The sequence below is a fragment of the Actinokineospora sp. genome (assembly GCF_050699995.1).
Classification (GTDB): domain Bacteria; phylum Actinomycetota; class Actinomycetes; order Mycobacteriales; family Pseudonocardiaceae; genus Actinokineospora.
This window is the reverse complement of record NZ_JBOHGC010000505.1, coordinates 1-9,316: the sequence shown is the minus strand read 5'-3', so window position 1 is coordinate 9,316 and position 9,316 is coordinate 1. Positions and strand designations below refer to the sequence as shown.

The 9,316-nt window shown below is 71.6% G+C and carries 8 protein-coding genes; 4 read left to right on the top strand and 4 right to left on the bottom strand.

All coding sequences use genetic code 11. From position 1 onward, the window contains the following. Positions 1-497: 497 nt before the first annotated feature. Both ACRDSQ_RS25350 and ACRDSQ_RS25345 read right to left on the bottom strand, forming a co-directional pair. Positions 498-1,550 carry an NAD-dependent epimerase/dehydratase family protein gene (locus ACRDSQ_RS25350; RefSeq protein WP_431424471.1) on the bottom strand — a complete coding sequence of 351 codons (1,053 nt, stop codon included), beginning with the start codon at positions 1,548-1,550 and terminating at the stop codon, positions 498-500. Positions 1,551-1,621: 71 nt separating this feature from the next. Next, on the bottom strand, positions 1,622-2,959 hold the full coding sequence (locus ACRDSQ_RS25345) for a hypothetical protein (RefSeq protein WP_431424470.1): 1,338 nt from the start codon (positions 2,957-2,959) through the stop codon (positions 1,622-1,624). 130 nt (positions 2,960-3,089) lie between these two features. Here ACRDSQ_RS25345 and ACRDSQ_RS25340 point away from each other — a divergent pair, with 130 nt between their 5' ends. Genes ACRDSQ_RS25340 through ACRDSQ_RS25330 form a run of 3 tightly spaced genes read left to right on the top strand, consistent with a single transcriptional unit; the run spans position 3,090 to position 5,010 of the window. Beyond that, a complete protein-coding gene (locus tag ACRDSQ_RS25340; RefSeq protein ID WP_431424469.1) occupies positions 3,090-3,737 on the top strand; it encodes a glycosyltransferase family 2 protein in 648 nt (215 codons plus the stop codon). Beyond that, positions 3,734-4,396, top strand: a complete 663-nt coding sequence (locus tag ACRDSQ_RS25335) for a TIGR04282 family arsenosugar biosynthesis glycosyltransferase (RefSeq protein ID WP_431424468.1) — start codon at positions 3,734-3,736, stop codon at positions 4,394-4,396. The genes ACRDSQ_RS25340 and ACRDSQ_RS25335 overlap by 4 nt, the downstream gene beginning before the upstream one ends. After that, entirely contained in the window at positions 4,393-5,010 is a 618-nt protein-coding gene (locus ACRDSQ_RS25330) for a methyltransferase domain-containing protein (RefSeq protein ID WP_431424467.1), read from the top strand. Before ACRDSQ_RS25335 ends, ACRDSQ_RS25330 begins: the two co-directional genes overlap by 4 nt. Positions 5,011-5,206: 196 nt before the next feature. On the opposite strand, the gene ACRDSQ_RS25325 is transcribed toward ACRDSQ_RS25330, so the two are convergent. Continuing rightward, positions 5,207-7,573 carry a S8 family serine peptidase gene (locus ACRDSQ_RS25325; RefSeq protein WP_431424466.1) on the bottom strand — a complete coding sequence of 789 codons (2,367 nt, stop codon included), beginning with the start codon at positions 7,571-7,573 and terminating at the stop codon, positions 5,207-5,209. A 173-nt stretch (positions 7,574-7,746) separates the two neighbouring features. Here ACRDSQ_RS25325 and ACRDSQ_RS25320 point away from each other — a divergent pair, with 173 nt between their 5' ends. Continuing rightward, positions 7,747-8,652, top strand: coding sequence for a helix-turn-helix domain-containing protein (locus ACRDSQ_RS25320; RefSeq protein ID WP_431424465.1), 906 nt, complete (start codon positions 7,747-7,749; stop codon positions 8,650-8,652). Positions 8,653-8,793: 141 nt separating this feature from the next. Here the strand turns inward: ACRDSQ_RS25320 and ACRDSQ_RS25315 are convergent, their stop codons facing one another. Beyond that, positions 8,794-9,147, bottom strand: a complete 354-nt coding sequence (locus tag ACRDSQ_RS25315; RefSeq protein ID WP_431424464.1) for a hypothetical protein — start codon at positions 9,145-9,147, stop codon at positions 8,794-8,796. Positions 9,148-9,316: the final 169 nt, after the last annotated feature.

Below are 9,316 nucleotides of genomic sequence, written 5' to 3'. Positions count from 1 at the left end.
CTTCCCGCTGATGCGTTTACCGACGATCGAGGGCACGTTTAGGTAATACACCCTGGATGCTGGATTCTCCAGTGCCAGCAAGGACGACACGCCAAACGATCAAGAAAGCCAGGAAGGTCCGGCTAGCTTGAGTCAGCGATGTAGTGGCTGGGCCATCGCGGATCCTGGTACACCGTCAGCGTGTCGCCCTCGATCGCGAAGGTCGCCACGTCCGTCCGATCCCAGTCCTGGTGGTCCTCTTCCCCGTCCTCAGGGCACTCCGTCTCGCCATAGTGGATCCACGGCGCACAGGCAGGCGTCGCTCACCTCGGTCACCAGAGCTCGTCGGCTGGTAGTGCATCGCGGTGATGCCGCACTTGACAGGGTGCGCGCCGACGAGCTGGAGCTGCTGGCACGCGCCCTCGGGGAAGACGGGCATGCCCGCGCCGATCGCGGTCGGGTTGACAATCAGGTGCAGGTCGTGGACCGGCCCGCCCAGCGCCGAGATCCGGGTCCTGTCACCCCATGGACAGGCGCAGCGGCGCCGTGGCGAACTCACGGACCCCGACGCTGAACGGCACCTTCGCGGTGAACCCGAGCAGCGCGCGCGCCGCGCTCGGGTCGGCCACGATGTGCCGGACGTCGGCCGGGCGCGCGCCGCCGACCACCCGCGGCGGGGGACCGGCGCACGCCTTCGACAGCTCAATCGCCATGTCCCCGACCGTGTGCGGGGTGCCCGAGCAGATATTGACCGGCACCAGCGTCCCCGGGTCGACCGCGGTCGCCACGGCCAGCGCGTTGGCCATGGCCACATCGGCGACATGGACGAAGTCACGCCGCTGCGCGCCGTCCTCCAGGACCGTGGGCGCCTCCCCACGCTCCAAACAGGACCGGAACAGCGACGCGACCCCCGCATACGGGGTGTCGCGCGGCATCCGGGGACCGTAGATGTTGTGGTACCGCAACGCCCACACCTGCCCGCCGGTCTGCCGCGCCCACGCCGAGGCCAGGTACTCCTGCGCCGCCTTCGTCGCGGCATAGGTGCTGCGCGGGTCGAACGGCGCGTCCTCCGGGACCAGCCGCGACACCAGCGGCGACGAGCACCGCGGGCACCCCGGCTCGAACCGGCCCGCGTCGATGTCGGTCTGACGGCGCGCGGTGGGCCGCACGACACCGTGCTCGGCGCACTCGTAGCGGCCCTCCCCGTAGACGACCATCGACGAGGCCAGCACCAGCCTGCGAACTCCGCCCCGGTGCATCGCCGCCAAGAGCACCGCGGTGCCGAAGTCGTTGTGCGAGGCGTACTCCGGCGCGTCGGACGGGTCGACACCGTGCCCGACGATCGCCGCCTGGTGGCACACGACGTCCACCCCGCGCAGCACCCGCGCCAGCACGTCCGGGTCGCGGACATCGCCGCGCACCAGGTCCCGGGACCACTGCGGGACCTGGCCGGACCCGTGGGCCTGCGGGAGCAGGTTGTCGAGCAGGACGACGTCGTGGCCCTGCTCGACCATCAGGTCGGCGACATGGGACCCGACGAAACCGGCGCCACCGGTGATCAACACTCGCATGCGGTCGACGCTACGACCACACACCGCGCCCCGCCCCCAGTCGCGAAGGTGCGTAAGACAACCGTCAGAACTCACCAGTTCGTGAGCAGCACATGGTTGACCACCAGCGCGGTCACAGCCTGAGCCGCCAGCCACCACCGGTGCGAACGGGCGGGCAGCACCGCGGCCGCGGCCACCACCCACACCGCGAACGGCAGCCAGATCCGCTCCACCTCCGACTTCGACAGCCCCGACAGCGTCGCCAGCGCCACCGCGGCCACCGCCGCCCACACCACCACCGGCACCGCCCGACCCCGCCGCAGCCCCGCCACCGCCGCCGGACCGACCGCGAGCACCAGGCACGCCAGGTTCGCCCACACCCAGTACGCATACGGGCGGTCGTTCGCGATGCCCTGGTAGTACCGCTCGACCACCAGGTCATACCCGTCGGACCACCAGAACCCCGCGGCGGCGAACACCCCCACCACGGTGAGCGCGCCGACCGCCGCCAACGCCAGCCCACGCCAGTCCCGATTGCCGACCACGACCGCCAACGCGACCACACCGATCAGCACCAGCCCGTAGGACAGGAACAGCCCGAACCCGAGCACCACCCCACCCGCCACCGCCGCCACCGGCCTGCGCGCGCCGAGGACCAGCAGCGCCACCCCGCACGCGGTCACCCCCGCGAACAGGGCGTCCGCCGAGACACCCATCCACACCGCACCCGGGAACAGCGCCACGAACGGCACCGCCGAGCGGGCCACACCGGGCTTGCCCACCCCCGCCAGCGCCACCGGCACCGCCACCGCGACAAGCGCCCCCACGAGCACACACACCGCCGCCGCCCACGCCCCGCCGCCGAGCCCGACCCGGTCCAGGCCGACGAACACCAGCGTCGCGCCCGGCGGGTGCCCGGCGACGTGGGTGATCCAGGAGTCCGGCTGGAAGTCGAGGATGCGGCCGGTGAACGTCCGCAGCATGACCGAGACATCGGTGATCCCGGGGACCGCGGCCAGGTACTCGTCCCGCGACGTCAGTTGAGTGGCTACCCCGCGGTCCCACCCGTCAACCATGGCCAGGGCGAACGTCCACGCGACCGCGAACACGTATCCGAGGGCCAACGCGGCACGCATGCTGAGCCGGGCAACCAGCGCCGGACCCCACAGGACCGCGCCGGCCGCCAGCAAGACCGCGGCCGGGGTGCCGGGCCCGACGTGGGGGAGCCACTCACCCAGCACCGGCCACTCACCGAACGTCGAGGGCGCACCCGGGAAATGCCGGTCACCGAACAGACGGATCCCGAACACCCACCCCACGCCCGCCGCCACGGCGACCAACAGCAGCGCTCCCGCTGCGACGAGCAGGTCGGAGCGGTGGTCGGACAGGCTCGGGCGCGGTGGCGCGGGGGCGGACACCGGTCCGACCATAACCGGCGCTCTGGGTACCCGCTTGACGCCGAGCGGGTTCGTCAGCACTTCGTAAGATCTGCGCCGACGTCATGATTTGGTAAGCACCGCAACGGTTCCCGACCGTCCGCGGCGGACTTACCGTCAGCTCATGGACCCGGTCGATGTTGTGTTCCCCTGTCTGGACGAAGCCGCCGCCCTGCCCGGCGTGCTCGCCGCGCTGCCCGCCGGCTACCGGGCGATCGTGGTGGACAACGGATCGGTCGACGGATCACCCGAGGTGGCCGCCCGCTGCGGCGCGACCGTCGTGCACGAACCGCGCAAAGGCTACGGCGCGGCCGTGCACACGGGCCTGGAACACGCGGAGACCGACGTCGTGTGCTTCCTCGACGCCGACGGGTCCCTGGACCCCGGGGACTTGCCCGCCCTGGTCGCCGCACTAGACCGCACCCGGCTCGCCGTCGGCCGACGCGTCCCCACCGGCCCCGGGGCCTGGCCATGGCATGCCCGCGCGGGCAACGCCGTGCTCGCCGCCCTGCTGCGCCGACGCGGACTCCCGGTCTCCGACATCGCCCCCGCCCGCGCGGTCCGGCGCACCGACCTGCTTGACCTCGGCGTGCGCGACCGCGCCTTCGGCTACCCGCTGGAACTGCTGCTGCTCGCCGCCCAGGCCAACTGGACCGTCATCGAACTCGACGTCGCCTACCGGCCGCGCACCAAGGGCACGAAGTCGAAGGTGTCGGGTTCGGTGCGCGGCACCGCCCGCGCGATCCGCGACATGGCGGGGGTGCTGCGATGACCTGCGTGCTCGTGCTCGCCAAAGCACCCGTTCCCGGGCAGGCGAAGACCCGGCTGTGTCCCGCTGCGACCCCGCACCAGGCCGCCGACCTCGCCGCGGCCGCCCTGCTCGACACCCTCGACGCGGTCCTGGCCACCCCCGCCACGATCCCCGTGGTCGCCCTCGCAGGCTCCCTGCGCGACGCGCGCCGAGCGTGGGAACTGGCCGAACTGCTACGGCGCTGCACGGTGATCCCGCAACGCGGCGCCGACTTCCCTGACCGGCTCGCCGCCGCCCACGCTGACACCGCCGCCCGCTTCCCCGGGCGCCGCGTGGTCCAGATCGGTATGGACACCCCGCAGATCACCCCCAAGCTCCTCACCGAAGCGGCCACCCACCTCGACAACGCCGACGCCGCCATCGGCCTGGCCGACGACGGCGGCTGGTGGGCGCTGGGCCTGCGCGACCCCGCCCACGCCGAGATCCTGCGGCTCATCCCCACCTCCAGGCCCGACACCGGCGCCCGAACCCTGCGCGCCCTGCGGGACAACGGCCTGACTGTGCGCGATCTGCCTGCCCTGTCCGATGTGGACACCATGGCCGACGCCACGAGGGTCGCCGCGGACATCCCCGGGACCCGTTTCGCCGCCGCACTCGCCCGCGTCGGGGCGGCCGTATGAACGACATCTTCGGCCCAAGTCTGCGCGACACCGTGTGCTGGCTGGAACTGGCCACCGGCGAACGCGTCGAACTGTCCACTGACCGCTGGCGCGCCGCCGCCTGCCCAGCCGACGAGATCATGCTCGACCGGTGCGCGGGCCCCACCCTCGACGTCGGATGCGGCCCCGGCAGACTCACCGCCGCACTCATCCGCCGCGGCGTGCCTGCCCTCGGTGTGGACGTCTCACCCATCGCCGTCGCCATGACCCGAGCCGGCGGCGCGACAGCTCTGCGGCGCGATGTCTACGGCCCGCTGCCCAGGGAAGGCCACTGGCGACACATCCTGCTCGCCGACGGCAACATCGGCATCGGCGGCGACCCTGTGCGGTTGCCGCGCCGACTGCGGCAGTTGCCGGCCTCAGGTGGTTCCGCGCTGATCGAAGCCCAACGGCCTGGCATTGGCCTGCGTCCGTCGCGGGCGCGGCTGGCTCGGCGCACCCGTACCGGGCCCTGGTTCGACTGGGCGATGTTGGGTGCCGATGCGGTTCCCGCTGCTGCTCGCGTTGCTGGGTTTGAGGTTGGTTGGCTTGCTCATCAGGGGGAGCGGTGGTTCACCGAACTGGTTCGACGGTGACATGGCGCGCTTGCGGAGGCCGATCGGTGCGCCCCGGGTTTGATGGAGACATCGAACACCCGCAGGATTCACCGTCATGGCGGCACCACGGAAGTACCCGGAGGAGTTGCGTGAGCGGGCAACGCGTCTGGCGGTTGAGGCCAGCCGAGTGCCCCGCCGGTCGGCGGGGCACTCGGACCTGACGGAGTTTCCGGGTCTACGACACGGTCACCGAGGTGTCGTCGAGCACGAAGGAGGTGCGCAGGCTGGAGTCCTCCTCGCTGGTGAAGCGGAGCGTGATCGTCTGGCCCGCGTACCCGGAGAGATCGAAGTTCACCCGCACGTAGCCCGACGACTTGTCCACATTGGACATGGTGCCGAGGGTCGTGGTCCGGCCTGCCGAGTCGACCACGTCGACCCGCAGGGTGTCGTAGACGACGTTCTCTGTCTCCAAGGTGTCCACCCGCAGCCAGAACCGCAGGAACGCCATGGTCTTGTCGGCCGGGATGGTGACCCGCTGGGACAGCCGCTCGGTGCGCTCGGTCCCGTCGCCGCCGAGGAGTGCCTTTCCGGTCCCGGTGCGCGCGGCGAGCCCGCTGGTGGTGATCACCCCCGGGTCCGCGGTCCACCCGGTGGCGCCGGACTCGAACCCGCGGTTGGTCAGCGCCTGGCCGCTCCCGGCGGCGTCGACGGCCTCCCGGGCGTCGAGCAGCCCGGCGCCACAGCCGCCGGAGCAGGCTCCTGGCAGCGGGCGCACCGTCTCCTTGAGCAGCGCTTCGATCTGCGCCGGGGTGAGGTCCGGGTCGGCGTCGAGCATCAGGGCGATCACCCCGGCGACGTGCGGGGCGGCCATGCTCGTCCCGTCCATGTATCGGTAGCCGGGCTGGACGGGGACCGTGGCACCGGTGTTGATCGTGGACAGCACGCCGTGGTGCTCGTTGACGGCGGTGACCAGGAACTGCTGCGCGATGGTGGTCGTGCCCGCGCTGCCGCTGCCGCCGAGCCACGCCTTCCAGGTTCCTGTCCGGGCCGGGGCGTCCGGCCAGTTCCCGATCAGGCCCTGCCCGGCCGTCCAGCCCAGCTGACCGGCTTCGAAGCTCGGGTTGGTGAGCCGGTTGGGTGTGGCGCCGTCGTTCAGGGTCACGTCGTCGATGATGAAGCTGGTCGCGAGGCCATTGTTCTCCCGTGCGACGAACCTGATCGCGAGCGTCTGGCCGGTCCGGTCACGCAGGTGCGGTGTCAGGCTGACCGAGCGTTTGACATAGCCGCCGGTCGCGTCGGTGTTCGAGTAGGTGGCCAGGGTCTGCAGCACGGTGCCCGCCTGCGTGGTGAGTTGCACGTCGAGGGTGTCGATCGCCGCCGGGGCGGTCTCGTCGGTCCTCGCCCAGAGCCAGAAGCTGAGTGTCTTCGTCGCGATCTCGCCGCCGGGCGCGGTGAGATCGACCGGGCCGAAGTTGGAGTAGTACGACCGGGCGCCCTGGGTGTTCGAGGCTGCCACGTTGATGACGCGCGAGCAGTTGCCGGGCGAGTCCTGCGAGGCGTTCCGGTTGTCGTTGCCCGCCGCGACCACGACCGACGTGCCCCGCCCCACGGCGGAGTCGATCGCGTCCTGGTACACCCGGGTGCAGGGCCCGAACCCGCCGAGACTCATGTTGATCACGTGCGCCGGGGTGGTGTTGGCCGGGACGCCCGGTACCGCGCCGCCGGATGCCCACACGATGCCGTCGACGATGTCGGCGGTGGTGCCACCGCAGCGGCCCAGCACACGGACGTGCTGCACCCGTGCGCGCGGCGCCACGCCGGCGACGCCTGCGTTGTTGTCGCTGACCGCGGCGATCGTGCCCGCGACGTGGGTGCCGTGCCACGAGGAGTCCGAAGGAGACGCCGGGTCAGGGCTGCCGTCGTCGTTGCGTCCGCAGGCCCCGACGGGTGTCCAGTCGCCCTGGTCCGCGGCGTCGGCGTCGCGTCCGTCGCCGTCGCGGGCCTCGGCTGAGTCGCTGATGAAGTCGTACCCGGCCGCGGTGTTGGCGTCGAGGTCCGGGTGCGCGCTGCCCCCGGTGTCCAACACGGCGACGACAGACCCGTCTCCGTCTGCCCAGTCCCAGGCCACCGGCAGCCGCGCCCCGCCCGGCCCGCTCTGGTAGTGCCACTGGTCGGCGTACCGGGAGTCGTTCGGCACCAGCGCCGCCTCCGCGCGCACGTCGGGCTCCGCGTACTCCACGTCGCCGCGCGCGGCGAGCGCCCGGATGAGACGTTCCGCGTCGCCCTTGCCCAGCGGGCGTGACGTGCGCACGACCTGCGCGCCGACCGCGAGCGTCCTCGACTCGGAGACCTCCACGCCCGGGGGCGCCGCGGCGCGGAACGCGTCGGCGCGGCGGCCGGGCTCCTGCTTCGGCCCGGTCCCGGCCCGGAACTTGACGATGAACTGGTCGTACCGCTCGGCCGTGTCCAGCGCGTCGACGGTCGCCGCACCAGGCTGGGCGAGGTTGGCGGTGGCCTGGGCGGGCGCGATCGCCGCACCGGCCACGAGTAATCCCGCGACGAGCAGCGCGGCGGGGGTACGCGGGATTCCTCGTGATGGCATCTGTTACCTCAGCAGGGGGAGGTGGTGTGTGTGGACAGAGGTTAAGCAGGGCGGTCGGCCACCGTCACCCCTCGGGGATTCACTGGATTCGAGGGAAACCCGTTGACGGCTGCGGGCCGCGCGGCGTCGGCTTATGCTCTTCGGATCTGCACGCGATCGAAGGGCGCACCGGGATGAGCGAGGACACCGGCGCGGCAATGGCGGCGGTGCGGTTCCACGACGCACTTGGTCTCGCGATCAGAACACGGGGGCTGAGCCTCGAACGGCTTCGCGCGCACCTCGCGGCCCGCGGGATCACCGTCAGCACGGCCACCCTGAGCTACTGGCAGACCGGCCGCAGGCAACCCGAGCGACACGACTCGATCGAGGCCCTGATCGCCCTCGAAGGCGTCCTGCGGGTGCCCGCGGGTTCGCTGATCGCGCTGCTGCCACCCCCGAGACCGCGTGGACGGCCGCCCGCCGACCAAGCCCCCGGCGCGCCCGTGCTCGACCTGTGGCCGCTCGACGAGTTGCCCAGGCTGGCCACCTACCTGCGGATGCCCGAGTACCAGACGCTGCGCTACGTCGCCGTCGACGACCACGTCGAGTTCGACGCGGACGGCGTCGAACGCGCGCTCAAAACCCGGCAGGTCATGCGGGCGACCGCACCGACCAGGCACTACTTCGACATCTCGTGGGTCGAGCATCCCGACCCCGAGATGCCCGAGACCACCTTCCGCGGAGCGTCCCTGGTGGACCGCCGGTGGGACCCGGAGAGCGGCTACCTGGTGTGCAAGCTGGAGTTCGACCACGAACTCCCCCCGGGCGAGACGATCATCGTCGACCAGACCACCCGGTTCCACTCCCACGGTCGAGCGCTGCAGCACACCAGGGCCTTCTGGGCGCCCGTGAGCACCTTCATCGCCCAGGCCACGTTCGACCAGTCGCTCCGGCCGCGACGCTGCTTCTCGGTGCACGCGCCCAACCACGCCGATCCGCTGGAAGACCTCCGGGAACTCACCGTGAATTCGCACGGCCAGGTCCACACGGTGTTCACCAATGCGTCGGTGGGTGTCTGGGGAATGCGCTGGGAGTGGTGACGTCACCGCCGAACCGCCTGCATGGTGATCAGCAGGTGAGGCTCCACGAGTCGAGGTAGCCGGTGTAGCCCTCGTAGGCGTCGGCCACCCGCAGTCGTCACGTGCCGCCTTGGACGACTGCGCCAGGCGGTCGGACGAGGCCTACGGCAGATGCCGGTCGATACGACGCAATAACGCGCCCACCGTGCCGCGCTCGTGCCATCCCTTCCTGATCACGGCTTGACGAACGGCGTCGGTCGCGGCGCGCAGCCGAGCGGCGGGCGAAGGGCGCCGTTCGTCATACCGCGCGTTGGCGCGTCGGCGCAGCGATCGCGCGCAGTCGAGGCAGATGCCGACCTCGGGGTGTTCGCCCAAGCGCACCAGCTCTGATTCCGGGTACTGATCGCCACAACACCAGCATTGCGGCGTCGAAGTGCTTTCCTGCTCAGGCATCGCGGTCACCAATCCTCGGACGGTCATGTCGTCCACTGTGGAGCGCCGGATCGCGGCGGGCACGCGGGACACGGTCGGCACGTCCAGTCCGCATGCCCCGGGGTGTGGGCGCCCTGCTGCCGACGAGAAGGTTCGGCGAGCGGTACACCGGCAGGATCGACACTTGGCCACTCACCATCTGAGAACCACCCGATCCTCGGTTCCGCCGGACCTGGACCGCGCACCGCGGTCC

Excerpts from the sequence above, each read along its gene's own strand:
- ACRDSQ_RS25350 (WP_431424471.1), bottom strand. The coding sequence starts at position 1,550 with ATGCGAGTGTTGATCACCGGTGGCGCCGGTTTCGTCGGGTCCCATGTC.
- ACRDSQ_RS25345 (WP_431424470.1), bottom strand. The coding sequence starts at position 2,959 with ATGGTCGGACCGGTGTCCGCCCCCGCGCCACCGCGCCCGAGCCTGTCC.
- ACRDSQ_RS25340 (WP_431424469.1), top strand. The coding sequence starts at position 3,090 with ATGGACCCGGTCGATGTTGTGTTCCCCTGTCTGGACGAAGCCGCCGCC.
- ACRDSQ_RS25335 (WP_431424468.1), top strand. The coding sequence starts at position 3,734 with ATGACCTGCGTGCTCGTGCTCGCCAAAGCACCCGTTCCCGGGCAGGCG.
- ACRDSQ_RS25330 (WP_431424467.1), top strand. The coding sequence starts at position 4,393 with ATGAACGACATCTTCGGCCCAAGTCTGCGCGACACCGTGTGCTGGCTG.
- ACRDSQ_RS25325 (WP_431424466.1), bottom strand. The coding sequence starts at position 7,573 with ATGCCATCACGAGGAATCCCGCGTACCCCCGCCGCGCTGCTCGTCGCG.
- ACRDSQ_RS25320 (WP_431424465.1), top strand. The coding sequence starts at position 7,747 with ATGAGCGAGGACACCGGCGCGGCAATGGCGGCGGTGCGGTTCCACGAC.